The sequence below is a fragment of the Acidobacteriaceae bacterium genome, from assembly GCA_035944135.1.
GTDB lineage: Bacteria > Acidobacteriota > Terriglobia > Terriglobales > Acidobacteriaceae > Granulicella.
The window spans coordinates 46016-72427 of the sequence record DASZBM010000007.1 but is presented as its reverse complement, the minus strand read 5'-3'; the positions used below and the strand labels follow the sequence as shown (position 1 = coordinate 72427).

The 26412-nt window shown below is 62.5% G+C and carries 24 protein-coding genes; 6 read left to right on the top strand and 18 right to left on the bottom strand.

From position 1 onward, the window contains the following. Nucleotides 1-6: 6 nt before the first annotated feature. Both mfd and VGU25_12160 read right to left on the bottom strand, forming a co-directional pair. Nucleotides 7-3975, bottom strand: a complete 3969-nt coding sequence (mfd, locus tag VGU25_12165) for a transcription-repair coupling factor (protein ID HEV2577955.1) — start codon at nt 3973-3975, stop codon at nt 7-9. Nucleotides 3976-4025: 50 nt separating this feature from the next. Beyond that, the gene (locus VGU25_12160; protein ID HEV2577954.1) at nt 4026-4967 is read right to left on the bottom strand and encodes a formate/nitrite transporter family protein; all 942 of its coding nucleotides are present in this window, start codon (nt 4965-4967) and stop codon (nt 4026-4028) included. Between the two features lie 79 nt (nt 4968-5046). Here VGU25_12160 and gatB point away from each other — a divergent pair, with 79 nt between their 5' ends. Then, nucleotides 5047-6525 carry an Asp-tRNA(Asn)/Glu-tRNA(Gln) amidotransferase subunit GatB gene (gene gatB, locus VGU25_12155; protein ID HEV2577953.1) on the top strand — a complete coding sequence of 493 codons (1479 nt, stop codon included), beginning with the start codon at nt 5047-5049 and terminating at the stop codon, nt 6523-6525. Between the two features lie 13 nt (nt 6526-6538). On the opposite strand, the gene VGU25_12150 is transcribed toward gatB, so the two are convergent. Further along, the gene (locus tag VGU25_12150; GenBank protein ID HEV2577952.1) at nt 6539-7768 is read right to left on the bottom strand and encodes a carboxypeptidase-like regulatory domain-containing protein; all 1230 of its coding nucleotides are present in this window, start codon (nt 7766-7768) and stop codon (nt 6539-6541) included. A 96-nt stretch (nt 7769-7864) separates the two neighbouring features. Between VGU25_12150 and VGU25_12145 the strand changes: the two genes are divergently transcribed. Beyond that, a complete protein-coding gene (locus tag VGU25_12145; protein HEV2577951.1) occupies nt 7865-9328 on the top strand; it encodes a hypothetical protein in 1464 nt (487 codons plus the stop codon). A gap of 112 nt (nt 9329-9440) precedes the next feature. Then, nucleotides 9441-9806, top strand: a complete 366-nt coding sequence (locus VGU25_12140) for a DUF6496 domain-containing protein (protein ID HEV2577950.1) — start codon at nt 9441-9443, stop codon at nt 9804-9806. A 71-nt stretch (nt 9807-9877) separates the two neighbouring features. On the opposite strand, the gene VGU25_12135 is transcribed toward VGU25_12140, so the two are convergent. Further along, nucleotides 9878-11023 carry a DUF5715 family protein gene (locus VGU25_12135; protein HEV2577949.1) on the bottom strand — a complete coding sequence of 382 codons (1146 nt, stop codon included), beginning with the start codon at nt 11021-11023 and terminating at the stop codon, nt 9878-9880. 81 nt (nt 11024-11104) lie between these two features. Continuing rightward, entirely contained in the window at nt 11105-11626 is a 522-nt protein-coding gene (locus tag VGU25_12130; protein ID HEV2577948.1) for a lysozyme, read from the bottom strand. A gap of 192 nt (nt 11627-11818) precedes the next feature. Here VGU25_12130 and lpdA point away from each other — a divergent pair, with 192 nt between their 5' ends. The 3 genes from lpdA (at nt 11819) to sucB (ending at nt 15829) form a co-directional block, all read left to right on the top strand. Next, nucleotides 11819-13285: a dihydrolipoyl dehydrogenase gene (gene lpdA / locus VGU25_12125; protein ID HEV2577947.1), complete on the top strand. Its 1467-nt coding sequence runs from the start codon at nt 11819-11821 to the stop codon at nt 13283-13285. Between the two features lie 48 nt (nt 13286-13333). Continuing rightward, the gene (gene lipB, locus VGU25_12120) at nt 13334-14074 is read left to right on the top strand and encodes a lipoyl(octanoyl) transferase LipB (protein HEV2577946.1); all 741 of its coding nucleotides are present in this window, start codon (nt 13334-13336) and stop codon (nt 14072-14074) included. Nucleotides 14075-14161: 87 nt separating this feature from the next. Continuing rightward, nucleotides 14162-15829, top strand: coding sequence for a 2-oxoglutarate dehydrogenase, E2 component, dihydrolipoamide succinyltransferase (gene sucB / locus VGU25_12115; GenBank protein HEV2577945.1), 1668 nt, complete (start codon nt 14162-14164; stop codon nt 15827-15829). A gap of 67 nt (nt 15830-15896) precedes the next feature. Here sucB and VGU25_12110 read toward each other — a convergent pair whose 3' ends face one another. From VGU25_12110 to VGU25_12050, 13 genes are all read right to left on the bottom strand, one after another. Then, on the bottom strand, nt 15897-16211 hold the full coding sequence (locus VGU25_12110; GenBank protein HEV2577944.1) for a hypothetical protein: 315 nt from the start codon (nt 16209-16211) through the stop codon (nt 15897-15899). Nucleotides 16212-16235: 24 nt separating this feature from the next. Beyond that, complete coding sequence (locus tag VGU25_12105; protein ID HEV2577943.1) at nt 16236-16493, bottom strand: hypothetical protein; 258 nt, start codon at nt 16491-16493, stop codon at nt 16236-16238. A gap of 14 nt (nt 16494-16507) precedes the next feature. Then, a complete protein-coding gene (locus VGU25_12100; GenBank protein HEV2577942.1) occupies nt 16508-16729 on the bottom strand; it encodes a hypothetical protein in 222 nt (73 codons plus the stop codon). Nucleotides 16730-16748: 19 nt separating this feature from the next. Continuing rightward, the gene (locus VGU25_12095; GenBank protein HEV2577941.1) at nt 16749-19148 is read right to left on the bottom strand and encodes a hypothetical protein; all 2400 of its coding nucleotides are present in this window, start codon (nt 19146-19148) and stop codon (nt 16749-16751) included. 18 nt (nt 19149-19166) lie between these two features. After that, nucleotides 19167-20108 carry a hypothetical protein gene (locus VGU25_12090; protein HEV2577940.1) on the bottom strand — a complete coding sequence of 314 codons (942 nt, stop codon included), beginning with the start codon at nt 20106-20108 and terminating at the stop codon, nt 19167-19169. Next, complete coding sequence (locus tag VGU25_12085) at nt 20105-20611, bottom strand: hypothetical protein (protein HEV2577939.1); 507 nt, start codon at nt 20609-20611, stop codon at nt 20105-20107. The genes VGU25_12090 and VGU25_12085 overlap by 4 nt, the downstream gene beginning before the upstream one ends. A 15-nt stretch (nt 20612-20626) precedes the next feature. Continuing rightward, on the bottom strand, nt 20627-21022 hold the full coding sequence (locus VGU25_12080) for a hypothetical protein (GenBank protein HEV2577938.1): 396 nt from the start codon (nt 21020-21022) through the stop codon (nt 20627-20629). Then, on the bottom strand, nt 21022-21627 hold the full coding sequence (locus tag VGU25_12075; protein HEV2577937.1) for a hypothetical protein: 606 nt from the start codon (nt 21625-21627) through the stop codon (nt 21022-21024). Before VGU25_12075 ends, VGU25_12080 begins: the two co-directional genes overlap by 1 nt. Nucleotides 21628-21742: 115 nt before the next feature. Then, a complete protein-coding gene (locus VGU25_12070; protein HEV2577936.1) occupies nt 21743-22714 on the bottom strand; it encodes a hypothetical protein in 972 nt (323 codons plus the stop codon). A gap of 95 nt (nt 22715-22809) precedes the next feature. Then, nucleotides 22810-23256, bottom strand: a complete 447-nt coding sequence (locus VGU25_12065) for a hypothetical protein (GenBank protein ID HEV2577935.1) — start codon at nt 23254-23256, stop codon at nt 22810-22812. A gap of 22 nt (nt 23257-23278) precedes the next feature. Next, nucleotides 23279-23833 carry a hypothetical protein gene (locus tag VGU25_12060; GenBank protein ID HEV2577934.1) on the bottom strand — a complete coding sequence of 185 codons (555 nt, stop codon included), beginning with the start codon at nt 23831-23833 and terminating at the stop codon, nt 23279-23281. A gap of 48 nt (nt 23834-23881) precedes the next feature. Beyond that, nucleotides 23882-25123 carry a phage portal protein gene (locus VGU25_12055; GenBank protein HEV2577933.1) on the bottom strand — a complete coding sequence of 414 codons (1242 nt, stop codon included), beginning with the start codon at nt 25121-25123 and terminating at the stop codon, nt 23882-23884. Nucleotides 25124-25566: 443 nt separating this feature from the next. Then, the gene (locus VGU25_12050; protein HEV2577932.1) at nt 25567-26388 is read right to left on the bottom strand and encodes a DUF3037 domain-containing protein; all 822 of its coding nucleotides are present in this window, start codon (nt 26386-26388) and stop codon (nt 25567-25569) included. Nucleotides 26389-26412 lie beyond the last annotated feature (24 nt).

The window sequence follows — 26412 nt, the reverse complement described above, 5'->3', positions numbered from 1 at the left end:
CGGCCGTCAGTCCGTTGCGCCGCCTAGTTGCGCCAGCAACTCGCGCGTTTCCTTGAGCACCGTCTCCGCATTCGACCCCGACAACGGCCAGCGCAGCACACCCTGCGGTGTAAGCTGCGCGCCATTCTTCGCGTTGCGCGAGACAAGCTTCATCAGCACGCCGACGTTGATGCCTTTCCCAGCCTCCGCCGGCGCGGCGTGCAGCTTCTCGCTGAAGGTGATGAAGAGCATGTCGCGCATCGGCTTCATCTTGCCCGCCTGCGCGAGCGGCGAGTTTGTTGCGCGCGTTGCTATGGCATCACGAGCAGCCTTCGCGGCGTTCGATTCGCCGCTGCGATTCAGCGCTGCTCGCGAGGAAAACTGTAGGGATGCGACCTGCGGCGCCTGTCCATGGCGGCCGGCCAGCGGTTGCTGCGTCCGATTCAGCATCGTCGACGGCTGCCACGCGTTGGTCGGTCGCGCGACTTCCCGTCCCGCCCAATGCACTGTCTGCGGGCGGGCGGGTGGCTTCTGTTGCGGAGCGGGAGCACCCTTCTTCGCCTCGGCCTTTTCCTCCACCGCCACGCGCTTGCGTTCGATCTGCGCGATTGACAGCCGCTCGCAGATCAGCCGAATTTCGCCGACTGCCATCAGGTGCTGCACGTTTTCCGGAGGCTGCCCGTAACGATCCTGCAACTCGTCACGAATCTCAGTGAGCATCGCGTCCGTGTTCGCGCCGGCGATGCGCTTGTACATGCGCAGTCGTTGATTCTCCTCAGCGATATAGCTCTCGTCGATGCGCAGCGAGATGCCGAGGTTGATCGTGACCTGCAGGCGCTCCTCGTGGCCTTCGCCTTTCAGCTTGCTCACGGCCTCTTCAAGCATCTGCGTGTAGAGCTCAAAGCCGATCGCCTCGATGTGGCCAGATTGCTCGCCGCCGAGCATGTTGCCCGCGCCGCGCAGCTCCAGGTCCAGCGCGGCGATTTTGAATCCCGCACCGAGATCCGAGAACTCTTTCAATGCTGCAAGCCGGCGCCGCGCAATCTCCGTCAACTGCTGCTCCGGCGGAATCAGAAGGTACGCATAGGCGCGCCGATTCGACCGCCCTACGCGTCCGCGAAGCTGATATAGCTCGCTCAATCCGTGACGGTCTGCGCGGTTGATGATGATCGTGTTTGCGCGCGGAATATCAAGGCCGTTTTCGATGATGCTCGTCGCGCACAGCACGTCGTACTCGCCGTTCATGAACGCGAGCATCGCGCGCTCGAGCTCCGCCTCCGGCATCTGGCCATGGCCCACAACGACGCGCGCCTGCGGCACGAGCTCGCGAATCTTCGTCGCCATCTCGTAGATCGTCTCAACGCGGTTCGACACAAAATACGTCTGCCCGCCGCGCTCCAGCTCCACTTCAATCGCTGTGCGAATCAGCTTCTCGTCGAACTTCGCCACGACCGTCTGAATTGCCATACGGTCCTTCGGCGGCGTCTCAATGACACTCATGTCGCGCAATCCAACCAGACTCATATGCAGCGTGCGCGGAATCGGCGTCGCCGACATCGACAGCACATCGATCGCGGCGCGCATCTGCTTCAGGCGCTCCTTATGCCGCACGCCAAAGCGCTGTTCCTCATCCACCACCAGCAATCCGAGGTCCTGGAACTTCAATCCCTGCGCAAGAATCGCGTGCGTTCCGATCAGGATGTCGACTTTACCATCGGCCACACGCTCCAGAATCTCCTTGCGCTCCTTGGCCGTGCGGAAACGCGAGATCATCTCGACGGTGACAGGGAAGTTTGCGAAGCGCCGCTTAAAGCTTTCGAAGTGCTGGAAACAGAGCACCGTCGTCGGGGTGAGCACAGCAACCTGTTTTGAATCCTGCACGGCCTTGAACGCCGCGCGCATCGCCACCTCGGTCTTGCCGTAGCCCACGTCGCCGCAGAGCAGGCGATCCATCGGCTGCGTCGACTCCATGTCCGACTTGATGTCCGCAATCGCACTGATCTGGTCGTCCGTCTCGTTGTAGTCGAACGCGTCCTCGAACTCGCGCATCATGTTGTTGTCGGGCGAAAACGCTGTGCCCATCGCGGCCTTGCGCTGCGCGTAGAGCTTTAGCAGCTCCTCAGCCATGTCCTCCATGGCTTTCTTCACGCGCGCCTTGGTCTTGGACCACGAAGGATTTCCAAGCCGATTCAACTGCGGCGCGGGTCCTGCTTCCGTTGAGCGATATTTCTGAATCAGATCGAGGCGTGTGAGCGGAACATACAGCTTCGCGTCCTCGGCAAAGGTGAGGATCATCAGCTCAAGCTGCGAACTCCCATCGCCGTCGCTGCTCGTTTTTTCGTCAATGACACGCAGGCCGTCGTAGCGCGCGATTCCATGCTCGACGTGCACGACATAATCGCCCACCGCAAGATCGCGCAGGTCCGAGACAAACGCCGAGGTCTTGCCGCGGCGCACGGGGCGCGCGTGCACGTCGACCTCGTCGTTCAGATCATTCGCGCCGAAGAGTACAAACTGCCGAGCAGTCGCCCGATCGAGATCGAGCACCTGCACGCCATTCGCAATCGCGGCGCGCACCAGCACTGGCGTGCGCAGGTCGCCGGCGAGATAGCTCGACTCCGAAAACACGGTCGCCGACGCGCCGTGGTCCGTGCGCCAGCCGATGCGGTACGGCACGTTGTATTCCTGCAGTAGCCCGGCAAGCCGCTCCAGCTCACCCTGATTGGGAGCAGCCACGAGCACGCGCGCCTCACTCTCCATCAGCTTCTTCAACTCATCGATGAAACTCGGAATCGATCCATGAAAGCGCAGCGTTGGCCGCGTCGCAAACTCGATCTCGCTCGCGTCGCTCCGCGTGCTCTCGAGCACGTCTACCGCGCCGAGTTGATCGAGATCACAGCCCGAGAATGCACGCAATCTGTCCTCAAGCTCCCACGGCGAGAGATACAGATCCTCCGCGCGCACCAGCGACCCGATGCCGGAGCGTTCATGCCGCTGCTCGACCTTGTTCCACCAGCGCTCGCCCTGGTTCAGCACCATCGCGGGCTCTTCCACGAATACCCGCGTGTGCTGCCCCATCAGTTCCAGCAGCGACGACCGCGCTCCGGCGACTGGCGCGTAAAACTCCCACCCGGGAAAGATCGTCGCCTCACGCGCATTGCCACCGACATGCGTCTGCAACTCCGCTGGAGTATCACCGCCCTCCAGCGCAGCGCCCGCACTTCCGCTGCGCGTCAGCCGTGCATTGATCGCCTCGAGCAGCTTCTCGGTCGCGGGTGTCTCTGTGAGCGGAAGCAGCAGCGCCTCGTCGATCGACGTCGAAGAGCGCTGGGTCTCCGGATCAAAGCGCCGAATCGACTCGATCTCGTCACCGAAGAAGTCGATGCGCACCGGCCGCTCCATCTCGGGCCCATACACATCCAGAATGCCGCCGCGAATCGTCACCTGCCCCGGCATGTCGACGACATCCACGCGCGTGTAGCCGACCGAGATCAAATGATCGACCAGCATCTCCGGTATGTGTTCCTCACCGCGACGCAGCATCAGAGCGAGCGCAGCGTAATGATCGCGCGCAAACAGCCGCATGCATGCAGCCTCAATCGGCACGATCACGAGCCGTGCCTGCCCGCTTGCAATCTTCCAGAGCGTAGCTGCGCGCTGCTCCTGGATCTCCGGATGCGGCGAGAGATTTTCAAACGGAAGCACATCGTGCGCGGGAAGCCGCAGCACCTCTTCGGCACTCAGCGCGCCGCTCAACTGGCAGGCCGCGAGCACATTTGCATGCAGCGCCTCGGCGGCCTTGTTGTCCGCCACAAGCACGAGCGCTGGCGCCTCAGCGGCCTTCACGAAGTAGGGAAGATAGAGAGCCCGCGCGGTCGCGGTCAGTCCGGACACACGTCTCCGGCCCGTGCCGCCCGCTAGATGGCGACGCACACGCTCAAAGACTGGAGATCGTTCAAGGTCCGCGACCAACTCGCGGACGAACGGAAGAATCATGCAGTCTCCAGTGTAGCCCGGCGCCTGTCGCGGCGAACGCTCGCCCTCGGCTACGGCTCGACCGGTGTGTCTCCCTTGGCCAGGATCGCCTGTCCGTACTCCAGCAGCGTGACCATGAACACGCCCCCGCATACGTTTCCGGCGACAGCAATCCAAAGCCAGTGAAAGTAGCTGCCTGTGCCAAGCTGGTGACCCAGCACGGCGGAGAAAATTTCACCCGAGGTCGCGATGCAATGAGCGAAGTTCCCCAGACCCACCACGTAAGTGAGAATCCACAGGATCATCACTGAACCCGTAATCGAATGCGATCCGGAGACGAGCCATGCGGCCGTCGCGATGATCCAGCCCGCGGTGACAGCGCTCCAGAAAATCGTTCCCGGCGCGGTGTGCGCGGCTTGCAGACCGAGCTGCATCAGCGCCTGTCGAGTCTCCGGCATAAGCGCGCCGGTGCGTGTCGCCAGCGCCGCAAACGTCAGCGCACCCAGCACGTTGGCTGGAAGCACCGTGCACCACAGCCGCAGCGTATTCCACAGTTCGCGCTTCTCCGAGAGAACAAGCGCAACCGGATACAGAGTGTTCTCCGTGAAGAGCTGCGCCCGTCCGATGATCACCACGATGAAGCCGATCGGATAAAACATGGCTGCGATGAAGTGCGTCCTGGGCGACGTGCCGAACAGGCCGAGCACCAGCGCCGTACCCAGCCCCGAAAGCCCCATGAAGATGCCGCCGGCGTACCCAGAGATCGCGAGCGACAGCGTTGATCGTTTCAGCTCCGTCTTCGCATTAAGGGCGACCTGCTCGTAGATGTCTTCTGCAGTGGGCCGCTCCAGGTTCTTCTGGCGCGATCCGCCGGTGTCGCCACCGCCTCCATTACCGCCTCCACTGCTGTCGCTGTTCGCCGCGCCTGCGTTCTGTCCGGCCCAGCCGCTCTCCTTGCGATGTTCTTCGCCGGCCTGCTCTGGTCCTGACGCGCTCGTCGACTGCTCTGGCATTCACCGCCTCCGCGAAACTGAAGCTATGAGATGCAGCGGCGGCCCGCCAGCGAGGGGTGCGCATTGATAAACTCAAACCATGCCCGCTCTTGCCGGTCTCGCGCCCGAGGTGATTGCCAAATACCAACCCGTGATTGGTCTTGAGGTCCACGTCCAACTGCTGACGAAGACCAAGGCCTTCTGCGGCTGCAAGAACGAGTACGGCGGCGAGCCCAACACGCACATCTGCCCGGTCTGCCTGGGTCTGCCCGGCGCTCTGCCCGTGCTCAACCGCCAGGCAGTCGAGTTCGCGACGCTCGCGGCCGAAGCGCTTGGCTGCACCATCAACACACGCAGCATCTTCGCGCGCAAGAACTACTTCTACCCCGACCTGCCCAAGGGCTATCAAATATCGCAGTTCGATAAACCACTCGCCGAACATGGCTCACTGACTGTGCCTGACGCTGATGGCAATCCGAAACGAATCGGCATCACGCGTCTGCACATGGAAGAGGACGCCGGCAAGAGCCTGCATGACGGCTTCGCGGACTCCGGCACACGCACCTACATCGACCTCAACCGCTGTGGCACGCCACTCATCGAGATCGTCTCCGAGCCCGACATCCGCACGCCCGACGAAGCCTTCGAGTACCTCACGCGCCTGAAGGAAATCCTGCTTTACACCGGCGTCAGCGATTGCAACATGGAAGAGGGCTCGCTGCGCTGCGACGCCAACGTCAGCGTGATGCCCAAGGGCTCTGACAAATTCGGCACCAAGGCTGAGGTCAAGAACGTCAACAGCTTCCGCTACATCCGCGCCGCGCTGGAGTACGAGATCGAGCGGCAGATCGGCGTGATTGAGGAGGGCGGCCGCGTCGTGCAGGAGTCGCGCCTCTGGAACAATGCCGAGGGCCGCACGTATTCCATGCGCTCGAAAGAGCAGGCGCACGACTACCGCTATTTCCCGGAGCCTGATCTTCCGGCGCTGATCGTCGGCGATGCATGGAAGAAGGACATCCTCGCTGGAATGCCGGAGCTGCCGGAGGCACGCCGCGCGCGTCTCACAACTGAGTTCGGCTTGAGCGCACAGGATGCCGCAACGCTTACAACAGACCGCGAACTCGGCGATTTGTTTGAGCAGGCCGCCAAGCGCGCGAAGTCACCCAGGCGCGTCGCGTCCATCCTGCTGAGCGAGATCACCATGCGTCTCCGCGCAGCCGACATCACGCTCGATAAGAGTCCCATTTCGCTCGACGGTGTCGTGCTCGCCGCCGACCTCACCGAAGGCGGCGCCATCAGCTCGAAGCAGCTCAAGCAGCTCCTCGACACCTGTTTTGCCGAGGGCCGCGACTTCGCCTTTGTCTACGACCGCGACAAGCCGCAGCAGATCACCGACAGCTCCGCCATCGAGAAGATGATCGACGAGGTCATCGCCGCGAACCCCGCGCAGGTTGCGCAGTTCAAGGGCGGCAAGCGCACCGTGGCAGCGTTCTTCGTCGGCCAGGTGATGAAGCTCTCGAAGGGCCAAGCGAACCCGGCGCTGCTCAATGAGCTCGTCGTAAAGAAGCTCGACGCATAGAGGACCCGCCTCCTTACTGAGCAGGCGCGGTTGCCGTTTTCTTTGATTGTGTCGCCTGTACCACCACAGCGCTCTGGTCACTGGTCAGTTGAATCGGAAGAGACGCATCGCCAAATGTGGCGAGACCCTTCAGCTCCAGGTGTGTTGGCGGAATGCAACCCTTGCAATTGGGCACGTCAGTGCGCTCAACGTTCGCAATATTGGTTGCGCGCAAGATGTAGTTACCCCCCGGTACAAAGTCAAAGCGAAAGCTCCCGTCGTCAGACTCCACGTCCGTGAACGTGAGTTCCTCGCCCGTATCGGCAAATACAAGCGTCAGGCGGGCCGAGTTCACAGGCAACTCGGAGTTCGGTTGAATCACGGTTCCGCTGAGCGTGTATAGCTTCGACAGCGGTATATCAACGTCGACACTTGTCGCGTCTTCGCCCTCCTCGACCTTCACCGGCTTGGCGTCGCCAGGACGAAACGCGTCGCCGGGATAGACACGGAGATGATAGCCATCACCGTAGCCTGTACTGCCGCCGGAGGCAAAGATGTAACTGACAGTAACCTTGTTCAGCTCGACATTGGCACGCACCATGTACTCACCAGCTGCAAGTCCGCTGAAGCGATACGCTCCCTGGTCATTCGTATAGCTCGTGCCACCCATGCCGTGACTGGCGAGTCTTCCAGTACGCACAGTCTGCCATTCACCCTTGTCACTGCGCTGCAATAGCTGCACCCCGACATTGATGCCTGGTGATCCATCCTCAAAGCGCACCATTCCGGCGATGACAGCACCGCGAATAACCGTGACATCGGCCTGAGTGGTGTGCCCGGCCGTGACCGAGATCGTTGTCATGTAGCGCGCTATCTTCTGCTTCAGCGCCTCGTCCGGATCGTTGAGTTGCGCACGCGTAAACAGTGCGAGCGGGGTAATATAGCCATCCTGCTCCGCGATCACATAGTAACGACCCGGCGGTACCGCGGGAATGGTAAACGAACCGTCGAGGCTCACGGTCTGCAGCTGAAAAGTTCCTTCGGGGTGATACCCACGGTCGTCCTTCCTGAGCACCGGCGAGTTTAGGTCCACGACCGGTTGAAGCACAACGTGCGCCAGCCGCGCGGGCTGCTGTGTGTCCGAACACTGGACGTGGCCCGTGACAGCGCCGAGCGCCTCGTTGTTCTGCGCGCCCGCCGCAGCGATATCAACGCAGCCAAAGATTGCAACAAAACAGAGCGCGCCGAGGACCCGGTGAGTCATATCGCGAGCCAGTCTACCAGCCGATCTCGGGAGAGCGCAGTGTAGTCTCAACGCATGCGGAGGTTCACCGGACGAAGACGAAGGGCCATTCTTCTTGTGGCGACACTGCTCATGGCCGGGTGCATGCGGCGCTACACACCGCCCGAATCGCCGATGCCCCCGAACACCATCCTTCTATCGCAGACGATGCGCGAGCTCTCTGCGAGGCCCGGCTTCACCGAAGCGCTGCTGAAAGAGCTCCAGGGACAGTCGCACGGCGGCAAGCACGGAGCTGCGCTGCTCACGCCTGCTCTCATCGATGATTTTCGCAAGTTGATTCTGGGGAAGAACTGGCAGGGCCTCGATCGCTTCCCTGGATGGTCCATGCGCGCGATCACGCCGACCGTGGGCGGGATCGACAAACTCGTTGCAAAGAATCAGTCGCCTGCTGACACTCAGAAGTTCCTCGACCTCGGTCCCTATGCTCTTGATCGTGAGCAGACGGTCTCGCTCGATGAGCCATCCACCTTTTCGCCGTTCACAACTGAAGGGATCGTCACGCAGCTTGCGCCAGATGTGACACGCGGCGACGGCCCCAACAACCTTGCACCCGAGCACGCCGCAAGCCAGCGCCTCGCCGACGTGCTGAACCGACTGGCGGCGAGCGGACTCGCCGGCGCGAAACCCATGACCGTTACGATCACCGGACAGGCCGCGGCAACTCCGCAGGACCTCATCGCTGCGCTCGCAGCCACAGGTCACACTGTCACTGTGATCGATGCGCGATACTTCGCCAACTTCGGGCACCTCCACTACAAGGGCGCCGACGTGATGATGCCCTTCTGGGTCAATACCGGCTTCGCTGTTCCGATTACCGGCGGTCCGTTCGGCATCGGCGCGCGACCACTGCTTGTTCCTGTTGCACATGCCGAGTACGAATGGCAGATTCGCGGACCGAAGATCAACGCCGACATCAGCTATTACTACGGCATTGACGGCAAGAGCGAGTGGCGCACCATGGACACACTCGACCAGGCATGGGTGCTCAAGCGCGCGGCCCACACCTACACCGGCTCGCAGGCCGTCGAAGTTACGCGCCTCGCGGGCCTGCTGACCATTGCATACATGCATCAGCATGAGCGCCATCCCGATCTTCCCTTCGGCGGGTATTACACGCTTGGTGTCTGTCAGGACGGCGTCGCCGCCATCGAGCATCGCATAACCGGGAGGACGACGCTGTTCCCGAACACGGCTGACGAGACGCTCTTCGACGATCCGCGCGATTCGGAAGTGAACGCACTCCTCGCTGCCATCCCTAAAGACCGCAACGGCGCGCCGCCAGACGCCGAGCGCATCTTCGGCTCACTTCCCGCTGAGCCCGGCGCCGACGGCGCGTTCAGCGCGATCACGATTCCCGGGCTCGCCGACGATCTGCAGCTCAGCTACGCTGCGTGGCGGGCGGGCAAGCTTCACCACACGCGCAGCCGCACGTTCGACTGGATTCTCGGGACTCTCGCAAGCATTAGCTTCGCTGGTGCGGGCGTGTTGATTGCGCTGGTTCTTCTTCGCCGCAAACGTTAATTCCGAAGTACACTCCAATCGCGACGCAGGGTCAGGCTCAACGAACGAAGATCCGGCGATGCAACGAAGTTGGTGCAGCAGTGCTCCAACTTCACGGGAGGTAGTAACCCAAATGGCAACCAAGAAATCCAGCAGCAAGAAGAAATCCTCGGGCCGCAAAGCCTCAGCCAAGAAGTCCTCCAGCAAGAAGAAGAGCAGTCGAAGTACTAAGCAGTCGGGCCCCAAAAAGAGCTCCGCGAAAAAGTCTTCTGCGAAGAAATCCTCTTCGAAGAAGAGTTCCTCGAAGAAGAGCTCTGGCCGCAAGTACTCGAAAGGCGCTGGCAAACAGGTGAAGCGCGAGATGCACGAGATGCATCAGGGCAAGCTGAAGAGCGGCCGCAGCGGCAAGAAGGTCACGAATCCGAAACAGGCCATTGCAATCGGACTTTCGGAAGCTCGCAAAAAAGGCGCGAAGGTTCCGGACAATCCGAACAAGTAAGCGCGAAAAATTCCGGCGCGGTCTCCATGGGAGCCGCGCCTTTCTATTTGCCTTCAATGGCTCGATGCCGATTAGTTATTGACCCCGGTGTGCGACTGCGCCTGCGCCAGGTCCGCGGTCGATCCGCCCGTGTATTTGCGATAGACGCTGATGTGGAAGCACGCCTGCTGGAATTCCTCTTCCACGTCGATCATACCCGCGTTCATCAGCGGCGCGAGATACAACCGCATCCACGCGATCTGCGCTACTGTCATGCCCTTCTTTCCGAAGTCAATCGCCTGGCCGGTCAAATGCGGTGATGCAGTTTCTCCTTCGATCGCGGCCGCATTGCCGTTCACGTGCTGCAGCCGAAGCTGATAAGAGATCGTGCGCACCGCCGAGTTCAATTCCAGCGGCTGGCCAAATCGCGCATAATAGGCGCGCGCAATGTCGCTCGCAAACTTCGCCGTCCATGGCCGCGCAAAGCGGCGGTTCTCCGGAAGCTCCGGATTCACGTGCAAGGCCGGAGATCCCGCGACCTCAATCAGCTGATGCGAGTAGCGCAGCCGGTCAAGCTCTTCATCATTCTCGATGCGCTCCAGCCCGGCGGCATCCGCCATCTGGTTCTGGTGCACAAGGATCTCGCGCGATCCACGCAGCGGCGGCGGAACAATCAGCCGTCCCGTGCGGGTGTACATCGGAGTCACGCGCGGCTGAATCGCAGCCTGTGCCATATCGTTTGCAGCGCTTCCGGTAGGGATGTCAGGCGCGGAAACATGCGGTGCTTCCGCCGGATTCAACGGACCTGCCGGACTGCCAGATGCTGCCTCTACCAAACTGTTCGCTGTTGGCACCGGCCGCGCTAGCGGTTCCGGGTGCCGCACAACAACGCTCTCTCGTAACGGGTGAGCATTGCGCAGCGCGACCGAACGCCGCAACCGCCGACCCGTCATCCGGTCAGCCACAGCGTTGCGGATCTTCGGTGCACGCGGAGCTCGCCGGGCCGAGACTTCGACAGCCTCATGCCGGCTGGAGCGATGTGAACTCGCCGCGCGCGACTTCGTTCCATGCCGGGACACCGCATACGAATGCATCAACACATGAGGCGGCGCACTCGAGCGCGAATGTCGCACCAGCCGCTCGCGCGAGGCCGCTTCGGCCGCCGGACATACTGTCGCGGCGAGAACAAGTGCGATCACAAAGAAGATCGCGAGCGGACGAAGCAGAGAAGACTGCACCTCTGCGTTCTCCTCACATCGGGAGGCGGGGTTCAACATGGGCCAGGTTTTCGAAGGAGGCGGAGAGCCACCAGAGCTCTTTCAGGCTATCGTCACTCCACCGTTCGGGGCCAGTGCCGATCCGGGTTCTGCCACTGCCACCTCTGTGGAAGGAGTGCAATTCCCTTGCCCCGAAAACAGTGCAGCCTCCGCCGCGCGCCGTCGCACCAGGCCGGGAATCACGCGCCCACCCGCATGCACCCACAGGCCAAATTGTGCTGCGGCGCTGGCGAAGTTGCAGCGGTTCACGTCGTGCAGCAGCGTGGACCCGAGGAAGCTGCCGCGCCCGGCGTTGAAGCAGAAGTCCGCCAGCGCATCGAACTGGTGCTGCGTGAGCGGCACCTTTACGGCCTGCCGCACGCATTTGACCGATGCGTCCAGGTCGGCCCGCAGCAGCGCTTCGGCCTCGGCCTCATTAATATGTTGTCCCGCGCGCACCTCGGACCCCGTGTGTCCGAAGCCGATCGTCCACACGCCGGCCGAATCCTGGTAGGCCGTGAGTCGCAGCCCCTCGAAGCTGCGCGTCAGCGCCAGCCCCGCGCTCGAATATTCATAGTCGTTCATCGTGATCGCGCGCCTCCTCCGCGCGCAAGTTCAGGCAAAGCCAGCGGCTTGAATCTTTACGCCGGGCTGGCGCATCGAATACCGTTTGGTACGCGTCTTTACTCAAAGGCGCGGGAGCGCCGCAGGGGTAAACTTAATAGCGTTCCCCGCACCCGCGCGTGCAAAGCCCCCTGACGAATGGAGCGCATTCCCTTGGCAACTGAGACAACCTATGACCTCGCGGTCCTCGGCGGCGGACCCGCTGGATACACCTGCGCCATCCGCGCCGCACAACTCGGCCTCAAGGTCGCGCTGATTGAAAAGACCGACAAGCTCGGCGGCACCTGCCTGCACTGGGGCTGCATTCCCACCAAGTCGCTGCTCTTCTCCGCCGAAGTGTGGGACCACCTGAAGGCCGCCAATGAACTCGGCATCGAGAATGTCGACAAGCCCACGCTGAACTGGGACAACCTGCTGAAGCGGAAGGACAAGGTGGTCTCGACACACACCAAGGGTCTCGACTTCCTGATGCGGAAGAACAAGATCACGGTCGTGCGCGGACACGGCCGACTCACCGGCGCGGCAAATGGCGGCGTCTTCACCGTCCAGGTCACTGACGAGGACAAGGGCAAGCCGCGCGACCTGCAGGCCGAAGGCTTCACGCAGCAGACCAAAGCCGAAGTGAAGGCCAAGAAGGTCGTGCTCGCGATGGGCTCCGACGCGCGCATGCTGCCGGGCTACCAGGCCGACGACACGATCCTCACCAACATGCAGATCCTCACGCTGCCGAAGATGCCCAAGTCGCTCGTCGTCATCGGCTCAGGCGCTGTCGGCGTCGAGTTTGCCTCCGTCTTCAAGAGCTTCGGCGCAGATGTGACCGTGCTCGAAGCACTGCCGCGCGTGGTTCCCGTCGAGGACGAAGACGTCTCCAAGGAGCTCACGCGCCAGTACAAGAAGCGCGGCATCGAGATCTCGACCGGCTGCAAGGTTGAGAAGATCGAGAAAACGAAAAACGGCGCGAAGGTTTCGTGGACGGATCCGAGCAGTAAGGCGCAGACCAAGGAAGTAGAAAAAGTTCTCGTCGCCGTCGGCCGCGCACCGCGCACCTATGATGCCGGCCTCGACAAGGTAAATCTCCAGCTCGACCGCGGCTTCGTCACGGTGAACGAGTGGATGGAAACCTCGGTCCCCGGCCTCTACGCCATCGGCGACATCGTCGGCGGGCTGCCGCAGCTTGCGCACGTCGGCGCGATGGCCGGCATCGTCGTTGCGTCGAAGCTCGCGGGCAAGTACGCGCGGCCGGTCCGCAAAGACCGCACGCCCGGTTGCACCTACTGCGACCCGCAGATCGCCAGCGTCGGCCTCACCGAGGCACAGGCCAAGGAGAAGGGCTACCAGGTCAAGGTCGGCAAGTTCCCGTTCGTCGGCAACTCCAAGGCCACGATCGTCGACGCGCACGACGGCTTCGTGAAGGTTGTCTCCGACGCGAAGTACGGCGAGATCCTCGGCGTGCACATCATCGGCCCGCAGGCGACCGAGCTCATCGCCGAAGCAGTCACCGCGATGGAGCTTGAAGCCACGGTCGAAGAGATGATGTTCACCATCCACGCCCACCCCACGCTCTACGAGTCGTTGCTCGACGGCTTCGCCGCCGTGGAGAACATGGCGATCAACGTCTAAGTAGAATCAACCGAATGAGCCGGGCGCGAAGCCCGGCTCTTCTCTCGCATGCACCTTCATCTTCTCCAACTCGGCCGCATCCCCTATTCGGAGGGACTCCGTATTCAAGCCGAGGTCGTCGCCGCACGCAAATCCGGCGTCATCGGCGACACGCTGCTCCTCATGGAGCACCCGCCAGTCCTCACGCTCGGCCGCAACGCCACGCGCGCCAACATCGTCGCGAGCGACGAACTCCTTGCGCGCAAAGGCGTCGAGATCGTCGAGACCAACCGTGGCGGCGAGGTTACCTACCACGGCCCCGGCCAGCTCGTCGGCTATCCCATCTTCGACCTGCGCGGCGACCTGCCCAACAAGCGCGGCCCGTTCCTCGGCCCCGTCGACTTTGTCCGCCTCATGGAAGAGGCGCTCATCCTCTCCTGCAAAGACTTCGGCGTTCCCGCGCAGCGCATCTGCAAGCGTACCGGCGTGTGGACCTACGCGGGCGGCTCGATACAGGAGAAGAAGATCGCTGCCATCGGCATTCACGTTTCGAACGCCATCACGTCGCACGGCTTCGCGCTCAACGTCACGACCGACCTGCGCGACTTCAACTGGATCGTGCCTTGCGGCATTGCCGATCGCGGCGTCACTTCGCTCGAGTTGGAATCGCCACAAGACCCTCCGCCCACGCTCGCGCAGGCTTCGAACTCTATCGCCGCCAAGTTCGGCCACGTCTTCCATCGTCAGGTGCTCGCATCCAACTCTCTCGACGAGCTGCTTGCGACCGGAGCTGCCGCGTCAGTTCGCTAACCGAACGGCCCGAGCGAAGCCCCACCTCGCGCTCGTATAATCCACAATTGCGCCTTGCGCACTGATTGAACCCCCGGAGAAGGCCCGATGCCGACCGACGTAGTCATGCCCCAGATGGGCGAATCCATCACCGAAGGCACCCTCACCAAGTGGCTGAAGAAGCCCGGCGACACCGTCCAGCGCGACGAGCCGCTCTTCGAAATCTCCACCGACAAGGTCGACGCCGAGATCCCCTCGCCCGTCGCCGGCACGCTCGGCGAGATCAAGGTGCAGGAGGGCGCGACCGTCGGCATCAACACCGTCGTCGCCACAATTAATGAGGACGGGGTCAAGTCGTCGGCGGGCGCCGCTGCCCCCGCAAGCTCCGGCGCGGTTCCGACGAAGGAAGACACCGTCACCCCCGGCGCCGTCGACACCGCTGTTCGCGACGAAGAGGCGGAAAAAGAAGCGCTCGCTCCGGCCTCCGGCAACGGCGCTGCCTCTGCCGGCCCTGGCACCGAAGTCCTGATGCCGCAGATGGGCGAGTCCATCACCGAGGGCACCATCACCAAGTGGCTCAAGAAGGTCGGCGACACCGTCCAGCGCGACGAACCCATCTTCGAGATCTCCACCGACAAGGTCGACGCCGAGATTCCTTCGCCGGTCGCCGGCACCCTCACCGAGATCAGGGCCGCCGAAGGCTCTACGGTGAGCATCAACACCGTCGTCGCCGTCATCGGCGGAGGCGCCGCCGCTCCTGCCGCGAAGCCTTCAGCACCAGCAGCCGCTCCCGCGAAGGCGCCCGCAGCCGCACCAGCACCCGCTGCTCCGGCCGCCGCAGCAGCCTCAGCCGGCGAGCGCCCGCGCTCCTCGCCGCTGGTCCGCAAGATCGCCACCGAGAACAACGTCGACCTCTCGCAGGTTCCCGGTACCGGAGCCTCCGGCCGCATCACCAAGCAGGACATCACCTCGCACATCAGTGGTGGCGGCGCAGCCGCAGCCCAGCCAGCCGCTGCGGCACCCGCTCCCGCGAAACCCGCAGCTCCGACAGCCCCGACTTACGCGCCTATGCCCGGCGAGCTCGTCCCAATGTCGAAGATGCGCGCCATCATAGCCAAGCGCATGATCGAGTCCAAGCACACCAGCGCGCACGTCCACACCGTCTTCAAGGTGGACATGACACGCATTGTGAAGCTGCGCGAAAAAGAGAAGAACAAGTACGAGCAGCGCAACGGCGTGAAGCTCACGTACATGCCGTTCATCACGCGCGCCGCCGTGCACGCGCTCCGCAAGCACCCCATTGTCAACGCGGCCACGCAGGGCGAGGCAATCCTCTACAACAAGAACATCAACATCGGCATCGCCGTCGCGCTTGAGTGGGGACTCATCGTTCCCGTCATCAAGCAGGCGGAGGACAAGAGCTTCCTGGGCATCGCGCGCGCTATCGTCGACCTCGCCGACCGCGCACGCTCGAAGAAGCTCGCTCCCGATGACGTTGCTGGCGGCACGTTCACGCTGACCAACTCCGGTATCTTCGGCGAACAGTTTGGCACGCCCATCATCGCGCAGCCACAGTCGGCGATCCTCGGCATCGGCGGCCTCAACAAGGAGCCGATGGTCCTCACCGACAAGGACGGCAACGACAGCATCGCTGTTCGTTCCATCCAGCGCTTCACGCTCGGCTTCGACCACCGCATCATCGATGGCGCCGATGCCGGCAAGTTCATGAGCGACTTCAAGGCCTACCTCGAGAACTGGAGCGAGGACATCGGATAAAGAGAAACCAGCAGAACGTCTTTCACAAACACAGCGGCAGACTCCACGAGTCTGCCGCTTTGCTTTGCTAGGCAATCAGCCCAAGCGCCTTCAGGTCAGACTGGATCACACCATCACCGGTCTCCGCATCCGCGATGAGCTGCTTGATGTCGGCGACCACCGCCGAATCCAGCGCCAGCGACAGCCCGCCGCCCTGCGCGGCCGCGGTCGCATCCTTCACGGTCTTGATCGCATCCGAACCGACGGTCAGCAGAATCGCGCGCGTCTGCGGGCTGGAAATAATCAGCCACGCCTGCTTCGCCTTCTGAAAGTCTGCCGACAGCTTCGTGTAGAAGGTCTTGATGTCATTCCCCACGGTCGACAATACAGTTGCAACGCTCATTCTTCTCTCCTCTTGCTTGTTGAACTAACCCTTGTGCCACACGCTCGCGTTCAGACACGCGACCACACCATCGACGATCGACCCCAACCCCGCCGAGAATCCATCCGCGTCGACAATCTGCTTCTGCTCAACCGCATCGAGAACATTGAGACCCATGGTCACAACGCCGAGCACAGCATGTTTCTTCTGTTCGCCGGACTTTCCGGCAAACATCGTCTCCATGTTCAAGATCGCTCTCGGCAGCACACCGAGAACCCGCAAGAACAGCTTTACGAATTCCATCTCGATCCCTCCCGTTAATGTCTTCCGCCCAGCCACGCAATCGCAATGTGCGCGAGCGTCAGCAGCGAGCCGAAGGCCGCACCCAGCCCCTTCAGCCGCTGCACGCTCTGCTCATGCGAATCCACCCGCTGCTCCAGCTTGTGCAACCTCCCTGGTTGCCCAATCCCGAGCAGCTCTTTCATCTGTGCCTGCAGCACACTCAGCTCGCTCAGCACCTGCCGCTCGAACTCCGTCATCACCCACCCCATCTCTTCATCAACTAATCGGCACGTTTACAAACACGGCGCTCGAAAACCGCGAGTACAGCGGCGGCGAGCTCGCGTCGTACATCCGCACGAAGTACTGCTCCACCTGGGCGGCGCGCGGAATCGAAAAGCTGCGCACTGGACTGCGAAGCACCAGGTCCGCCGTGTCCACGTTCGCGCCGAAGTTCCAGTCGCGCCGCCGCACCTCGAATCCGCCGCCCGCCGGCGGATCGCACCCCGCATCGATCTGCAACTCGCTTGCGTTCACAGTCGTCACCGCCAACTGCTGCAGGTTTGCGAGCGCCTGCGCTGGAGCCGTCTCCGCCACCGCGGGCAGAAACGCATCCGGCGCAATCGCCTCACTCAGCTTCATCCCAAGACCCGCGGCCCACTCGGTCGCCCAGTCGTTCGCGAACTTGATCGCGTATGTCAGGATCTCCGGAGCGGCGTTGCCGTCCTTCACGTCAACGCTGCGCACCAGAAGCGACGACGTCACGCCATCACTCGTTACCGCAAGCACATCACCCGGCCATATATCCGCTGACGGATTCACCGCCGTGTACGATCCCGCAACCGCCGCAGTTCTGCTCGTCGCAAACGCCAGCAATGCCTGCGTTGCAGATTCACAATCTGCGCTTGAACGCGCAACCGGCTGCAGCACTTTGCCGAGCCATCGGCTTGTGCCGGCAATCCCTGCTGCCGCACCAGCCTGTGCCTCGGACGCGACACTTGTTTCGTTCGCCATGCGTGCAATCGACCGCTGCTGATTGCGATAGTGCACAGTCACAATCTCGCCGACAACCGGAACGCGCCCGCTCAGAAACTTCACCTTGCCTGGCGTGCCCGCGCTCGTCCCATAGCTGAACGTGCAGTCCACACCTTCGCCCGCGCTTCCAATCAAACGAGTCTGCAGCGTTCCGCTGGGCAGCGTGCTCACGACCCACGCACTGCCCGGACACGTCACAGTCACAGACCGAACCGAGCCGTAGAGCTGCGTCGAGTTCACTGCGACGAACTCGCACGTCATCGGCGAATCCGCTACAGCTCCGCTTGCCGCCGCGCTGTCGTACAGCACCGTCGCCGGCGTGTTGGAACTCGCGCCTTCATCGACGAGCTCGAACACCACATCGCACGGAGCCTGCACGCCTGCCGGGTTTCCGAAGCCCTGCACGACACCGTCTACCATGCAGTAGTAGCGCTGCATCACGCGCTGCATCTCCACACAATGCAGCCGCAGGCGCAGCGTGTATGCGTGGCCAGCAGTTGGCGTGAACACAGTGCCGACCTCAGTTCCATTCAGCACCGGAACAACGACGGTTACACCCCCGGTACCACTTGCACTCTGCCGCACGCGAAACCCCGCGAAGCACTCTGCCAGTTGCACAGCGCCCGGATACAATCCCGCGAGCGTGCCGTCGGACGCTGCGCCGAAGACCACACCAGCAAGCTGAATGACGACGCTTCCACCAATCTCCAGTGCGTCCAGCGCGGACAGCATCGTCTGTCCGTCCTGGCCCGTGCCGCCGTTCAACACGAGGCCGCCAGCGCCCAGGGAAAGATGCGCGCCTGGGTCAGTCTTCTGCCAGACGGTCGTGTCGACAGCCGGGCCGGTAAAGCTGTCGTTGATCCACGTACGCTTCGTCTCGCGGAATGCGGATTCGCTCAGCACGAACTCTGCCGTCGTCCCATCACCCGCGAAACTCTCGCTGATGTAAGCCGCCGGCTCCTCGGCGCCGGAGAGAGTGACATCATTCGCCAGTTCGCGCACTGCTCCCACCTGCAACTCGGCCACGTTCAGCGAGCCATCTGCATCACTGAAGTTGTGTGTCGCCGTTCCAGCAGGCTGCAGCATGATCTGCCCATTAAGCGCGCGATATCCCGCGTATGCTGCTGACGCAGCCTCACCGGCATTCACGCTCCACGGAACATCCGCACGCGCCGTGAACACTCCGCTCACCTGCGCACCGCCGGAAGACGACACCGTCAGCGCGCTGCTCGCGCCGGCCTGCACACGTGCCGCCATTCGCGCCAGCAACTGGTTGCCGTTGAGCGCGAGCGATGAACCCATCAGTTGCGCCGCACCGGAGCCTGCGCGATCGAGCAGCCACTCGTCACTCACCGCGCTCACTCGCGCTCGATACACCGCGCCCGCGCTCGCGTCGCCGGCATACACCTGCACAGGCTCTGTCGCCAGATATCCGGTAAACAGAATTGCGCCTGCTTCAGACTCGACGACGACACGCCCCAGCCGCGCCGGCACGGGAAGACCCTCCACGCCCACCACCAGCTCCGCCGTGCAACGCGTCGGCGTATTCAGCACGCGCTGAATCGTGATCGGAGCTTCCGGCGCAACCGACTGCGTGTAATCGCGCGCACCCTGCCCATCCAGATTGTCAATCGTGATCCGCAATCCACTCTCCTCTCATCCTCAGCACGCAACAAAACTGCGGAAGCACACGACGTTCTCGCCGTCGACCGCGTCCTGCACCGGAAGCGCGCGAAACGCCGCGCTCTGTCGCACATCCTCGAGCCCGCCACCGCTCGCTACTGAACTCTCCGCCGCACTCACCATCGACTGCAGACGCGGATAATGCCACAGCACGCGCTCGCCCTGCTGTCCTTCTGCAACAAACAGCGCCGACCATTCCTGGAAGAACGTTGAGCCCTCGCGATCACAAAATCCGGCGACGCCGCTCACCTTCATTGCAGTCGTGGGAACACCCGCGAGCAGCGGTTGCTCCAACGTCAGCGCGCCGCTTGAAATCGACGCAATCCGCCCAACGTTCAGCGACACGCGTCGGACGTAATCCACATCCGTCAGCGCCGCCTTCACGTATGCACCGCTCACGCCGCTGCCGATGAAGCCGAGCTGTTGCGTGTAGTCCACGTCGACCACAACGGTCTCGCCCACTGCAAAGTTCGCAGCCGCAGATCCAAGCTGCAACACGTTCGCTGTCGATCCGCTTTGCAGCGCGACCGCAGGCACAGCCACTCCGCCCGATCCTGCGGCCGCGGCGCCGCTCTGTACGTTCAGCAGATTCATCTGCTGCGTTCCCGCAGCCAGCGCCATCTGCAGCTTTCCCCAACTCGCAAACTGCAACGCGACAGTTGCGTCGATCAAGCTGCGGCTCTGCATCTGCGGAGTCGCGGGCGCACCTGCGCGCACCGGCTCAATCTTCGTCCCGGACTTCCGCGTGAATCCAGTAATCCACCCCAGGTCAATCCAGGGCGCGGGAGGCGTACCCAGCGCAAACGTCCCCTGCTGCGCGGGATCAAAGATCGTCGCTTGCTTCGCCACGCGATTCACCGGCGCGAAGTACGCGCGCACCCTGCGCACTGCCGGCGACATCGTCTCAGTTGTCACGTTCACAGCTCACCTGCTTCCTCGCAGCTCATCACTGTGATCTTTGCGGTCCGCCCGATGCGATCGCCTTTCACAATCAACGGCCCAAGCGCGACGTTGCTCCACCAGATGTTCGTCGTCAGTGGCGTCGCACTACCGCCGTTCGCCAACGCAGCATAGTTCTGTTTCAGCGAATGCTGCGGACATGCGTTTACCGCCGCAGTCAGCTCCGCGTCCATCTCAGTCAACAAGCGCCCGCGATCCAGCCCTGCATTACCTGCCGTCCCCGCGGTTTCATACATCACCTCGCAAGTCAGCGTCGCAACCGGCAGCGCATTCGCTGCGTCTACGGTGGCATCCAGCCAGCGCAAGCGGAAGCAGTCCGGCATCGTCACCGTCGTAACAAGTTCGTTCTCCTCCACCAGCACACCCGGACGGATCACACCGCGCAGCACGATCGTGCGCTCCGGATTCGCCGCCGCAATGCGTGAGCGCAGCACCTCGTAAAACGTGTCCTTCGCGTTCTGCAATCTCTCTCCACCTTCCTAGCGATCCGGCGCTCGCAGCTCCAGGCTGTACATGTACGTCTTGCCATCCGAGGTCGAAGCTGTGTTCGACAGGATCGTGTACAGCACGCAATCGACGACCACGCCAACCGCTGTCTCGAACAGCACCTCCGCCGAGTTGAACTGCAGGCTCCCGACAATCGACTGCACCGCGCTGCCGGAGACCAGCAGAACCGTCGTCTTCTCCAGCTTTCGGAACGCAACAGGCGCGAGCTCCACATCCTGGAACTGCGGCGTTGCCAGCCCAAGCTGCTCGCCATCGTTATTCGCTACCGCAGGCGCAGGCAGACGGAGCCACACCGCGCGCCCGCCATTCGCACGAAGCAGCGTATCGGCCACGCGCACCGCAGCATCGCTGCACAGAAGATCGGTCACTACGCCATCCTCTCTGCCACATACGGCCGCAGCATCGCCTTCACCTGCGTGTCCAGCAGCGCATCGCTGAAGTACTGCGTCTGCAGAGTGTCCATCTTGCTCGACTTCACATTCAGCCCCGGTGTCGCCTGCGCGTTCTTCACAATCTGCGCACATGCAACCTTCACAGCATCCGGCACGGTCGTCAGCCCGGCGGTGTACGTCACCTCAACTTCCGCGTAGCGCAGTCCCATCACGTTCCATGGGAAGCGGAACTCTCCCAGCGGAATGCTTATCTCAAGTGTCGTTGGATCGATCGTCGTCCACGATCCAGGCAATCCAAACACCTCAGCGAACTCCAACGCGAAAGGCTGCTCTTCGATAAACAACCGTGAAGGCCGCGCATACTTCGCCTGCACTGCATCGACGCTGATCAGCGGTCCGTAACTGAGCCGCGCGCGCTGCGTGTGGCGCGACACGCGCAGGTACTCCGTGTAGCTCGCCGACATCAGTGTCGGCCGCTTGCAATACGCCTCGATCATCGAAGACGCCGCCGTCACCCAAGAGTCCTGCGTGTCCGCGGTCAAGCCGTACGCCACATAATCCGAGGGCAGTAGATAGCCCATCCTCACCTCCGTAAAGATCTCTTCTGCTCGCGCAGGAGGAGTTTGTGCGGGCGCTGCGCAGACTGGTTTTCCTGCGCAGCACCCACACCGTTCAGCCGATTACTTCAGGAGCGGTTTAGCGGTCGACGAGCACCTGGTAGTGCGCGTAGTTCGGACCCTTCACAACAGGGGCGCCGAACTTCACCGCGACATACTGGCTTGCGAGCGAACCGGGCATGCCGAGCTGGAACACGCGCGGGTTCGGGTCGCCGAGCCAGTGGTACTCGATCAGGTCTTCCGTCACGATGTAAGCCGGCAGAACCGCGCTGCCCGAGCCAGGCGTGCCGGTGTATGGCAGCGTCCACTCCGGAATCAGCGGAATATCGCCGGCCTGCGTGGAGAGCGTCTTCACAGTCAGGCCGCCTTCGATTGCCTTCGTGTTCAGCACAACGTTGAACTCGCTCTTCATTTCGCGGTCGATAAGGTCAAGCAGCACCGGGTTCGCATAGATCGCTGTCGGGCGAACGCCGTAGCTGGTGTTCGAGAGCATCTGCGCGATCGTTGATTTGAAGCCATCGACGATCGATTCCGAGGTGCTGATCGTCACAGTGTTGCCGCCGGCAGCAATCTGCGCGCCTACGCCAAAATACTGCGGCGTCGTCGGTGTGCTGAGGCTCGTATCCGTGCCGTTCCACAGCGCGATGTCATGCGTGCGCAGAACACCGTCGACGGTGTCGGCGAGGTCCTTCGCCTGCAGATACGCAAACTGGCCCTGCTGCTTGCCGAGCTCGAGATCGAACAGGTTGTAGTTGATCTGCGAAACCAGCGCCTTCAGCGGAACCGAGCGCTCCACGCGCGTCGGCGTCACGACTGGCGGAACAAGGTTGCGCGGATCCATGAAGCCCGCAGTGGCAGCGGGCGAAGGAATCGCAGTCTCTTCAAAGTAGCGCGACGGATGGCCGGTGGCAGGCACCTGCTTGATGCGCTGACCGAACGGGCCGCGGCGGCGCACCAGGTCGAGAATCTCGGTCTGGTAAAGAGGGACCTCAATTGCACCAGGTCCGATGTAGTCTGCCGCTGCGCTGATCTCCGTAAACTTCGCGTTCATTCATTCTCCTCAGTTGGTTGTTCAGAAAAATCTCTTCGCAAAACAAAAGGGCGCAGCCTCGCTGCACCCTTTCTTCACACAACTGCTTCGCTGGCTTAGCCGCGAGCCCCCGGGTTCAGCACCCCGGCCCGCATCAGTTCAGCCTTCACCGCGATGCGCTGCTCGATGCTGAGGCTCGCCAGCGCGCCGTCAATCGCGCCTGCCTCGACCGAGTCCATCACCACGCCCTGCTTCGCGAGCATGGTCGCCATTGTCGTAGGCAGCGTCTTGCGGCCCACCGGCTGCGCAGCCGACGCCATCAGCTCGGCGATCTTTTCTTCCGACGCGGCAAGCCGGGCCTCGGCCTCGGCAAGCTTGCGCTCCAGCTCAGTCTCGCGCTGCGACTCCACCGTTGCCACGATGCGAGTCACCTGCGACTCCGCCTCGGCCGCGAGCGCGACCTGCTGCTCCGTCATGCGCGAAACTGTACGCTCCAGCGCCGACGCAGCCTCCATCAGTCGATCAGCAGCAGCCTGCAACTCATTCGCAGTCATCTCTTCCATTCGTTCTCCTCCCATCATTCGGCTATCGCCCATTGCAACGCGTGCGCAGCTTGAACGACGTATTCCGATACGCCGCCTTCTCGCGCAGCAGAATCGCCGCGCCGGTAAAGACCGCGCGCGTCAGCGTCCACACCTGCGCACGCATATCCGCCACATGCGCGTCAGCGAGCTCATAGCTCATGCCCATTTCATCCGGTGCATTGGCCTTCACGCTGCACATCTTGCGCTCCAGCTCCGGAAAGTCGCGCGCGAACAGAAACCCGCTCACCATCAGCCGCTGCCCCTCCACATGCGCCGACGTGATGATGCCGCACTTCTGCCGCGCATCATGACCGTCCCACCCGGCCTTGTAGTCGACCGCCATGCCCAGCAGACTCGGCAGCGCCGCCTCAGCCGCCGCACGCGTCAGCACTACGCGATGTCCCCGCGCTCCGCTCGGTGCGCGATCGCTCGGCACATCCACCAGCGTCAGGCAGCCTTCAAACGGCAGACGGTTCGGATGCCCATTCACCTCGGGAAACTCCACCGCCATCGCCTTCACAGCCAAACCGCGCGGCCTGCACATCCGCGTCTCCATCTCTCTCAATCACACCTCCTGGCTGTTGTTGCTCTCTCTCAACTCTTGCTACTGCTCTTGCGCAGGCGCGGTTAGAGCCGGCAGCCCGCGCATCGTCCTCACCTCCTCAACGGTCAACACCCCAGCCTTCAACAGCTCAAGCTGAATCTGAACCTCCGTCGACTCATCGCGGCTGTCGAGCTCATTCCACACAAAGCGCAGATCGTCCCACCCCAGGCGTTTCAAGATGACATCGCGCGTCAGATGATCCGCAATCAGCTTCGCCAGCGGGACCACCGCGTTGTTGAACGCCTCCTCCGCAAACTCCGACGCTGTCGAGCGGTTCACATCGCCCGACACACCCAGCAGCATCGCTGGAAGATCGAACGCATTCGCAATCATCGTCAGCAGAAACTGCTGCCACTGCAGCCTCAGGTCCGCATCCGTTCCACCGCCAAAGCGCAGCACCTGCGGCACCGTCTCCGAGCTCATCACCGGAACGCGGCCCGTTCCTTCAACCTCGTCCTGCCACCACTGGATCAGCCGCTCATGCTGCTCCGGCGTGCGGTCCTGCATCCACAGCGCATACTGCACCACGCTGTTCGCCGCCAGCCGCCCCGCATAACGATGTGCCTGCAGAAACTGCGAGATCGTCTCGAACGCAACCTCGATCTTCCCCAACCCAAACGGCGTGTGCGTGCGCGGATTCAGCCGCACGTACATCAGCTCCGCGTCTAACAACGGCAGAGCCACGTCCTTGCCGAGCCGCCCTGTCACCTGCTCATAGCGCGGCTGCGCAGGATCGCCATTCCATTGCGAGTTGATCTTGATCGTCGCGCCATCCACCGGATACAACCGCACCGGCGATGCAGGATCATTCGTGACCTCAACCTCCGCCGCGCCGAATCCACCCACCAGCACGTCTTCGATCACCTGCTCGATAAAGGTGCGGAAGCTGTCTGTCTCGTTCGGCGTCTCGAACGCCCGCCGCAGCGCACGCGCTCGATCTGCACGGGTCTCTGCACCCTCCTCGCCCGCATCCGGCTTCGTCTCCAGCCGCCACTCCATGCACGCGATCTTGTCCTTGATGCAGTTGATCGCGCGCCGGGCTGCCGGCATCTCTGCAAACCTGCGAAGATTTACCGCGGTCGGCTTCGGCAGCGTATTCACCGGCGTACCGCCACGGATCGGCGAAAAGATCGACCCCACCAGCGGCGCGCTCACTGTCTTGCGCGCGCCCTCCTGATCCTGCTCTGCATTCACTCCCGCCACGCGATCCCACATCTCCCTGACCGCCGCTCCAACACCCATCCGCTCTCCTCTCGCTTAAAAAGCAACCGGCGCAGCCATTGGCCACGCCATTCAAAGCAAAACGCCCCACACGGGGCGTCTTCTCAAAGGTCAGAAATCAAAGTCAGCTCAGCGCTTCTTCTCCGAAAACTCCTCCGGATGCGCCGCACGATACTTCGCTTTGTCGTAAAAACCGAAGATGACCATCCCGGCGCAAATTATTCCAAATGTCGTCAGCGGCAACCACATGATCTACCTCCTCTCAATTTCGACACCTAACGTCATCAGAAGAAGACCGGCGAATGCAAAGCCGGTAATGATCCACCAGTGGTGAAGGTCAGGACGCTGGCCCACCCGAAGATATTCTACCAATACATCCAACGGGACAAAGACCAGAACCAGAACGCCTAGCTCCCGCACTGATTCTCCCCACAACTCGTACCGTGGCTTCGCCAATCGGCCTCCTAAACCCTGAGTTCTCTCCGCGCGGTCTCCGCCACTCTTCCAAGATCCGCCGTCGTCAACACGCGAATCGCCGCGCTCTCCATCGCTCCAACACCAAAGCCATACATCTCCGCATCACTGACCGACGCGACCGGCTCGACCACCGCCGTCAGCTCCAGCTCAATGCCTTCCACGCGGCTCACGCCCGCACGCAGCGCCTCCGCGGAGTACGCAAGCCCCTTCGCCGACTCCGCATCGTTCTCCAGCGACACCGCCTGGAACATACGCACGCGCCCATTCCGATATCCGCAGTCAAGCTTCAGCGGATCGCCCGGCCGCGTGTACTGCGCAGCCGAGATCCGCTTGCGCATCAGCCCCCATACACCGGCGCGCTCAAACTCGTCGCGCATCTTTCCCGCAATCGCCGTGCGCCCGCTCGCCTTGCGCTTTGCCGCCGGAGCCTTCAGCGGCTCCACGTACATGCGCATCAACTGCTCCATCTCCGCGGCCATGCTCTCGGCCAGCGTCCCGCGCATCTCCGTCACCTGCACGCTGTTGGAAAGCGTGTCCTCCAACAGCGCGAGCATCGGCTTCGCGTTTACCTTGGCGTCTATACCCGCGCGCAGCCGCTCCGCAATCTCTATCTCCAGCGACTCCAGCAGCTCCACATCGGCGTTCGGGTCCAGGCAGCGAACGCGGGTCCAGTCGCGGGTAAACTGCACCGTCGCAGTCGCTTCACCGCCCGCCTCGCGCAGCACTACTCCGATGTTGGCGAACTCTCCCTTCACCACATCCGGCACATACCGGATGAGAGAGAACTCGCACTGAACCCGCTCCGCCAACCTTGTCCCTCACTAACGACTAAC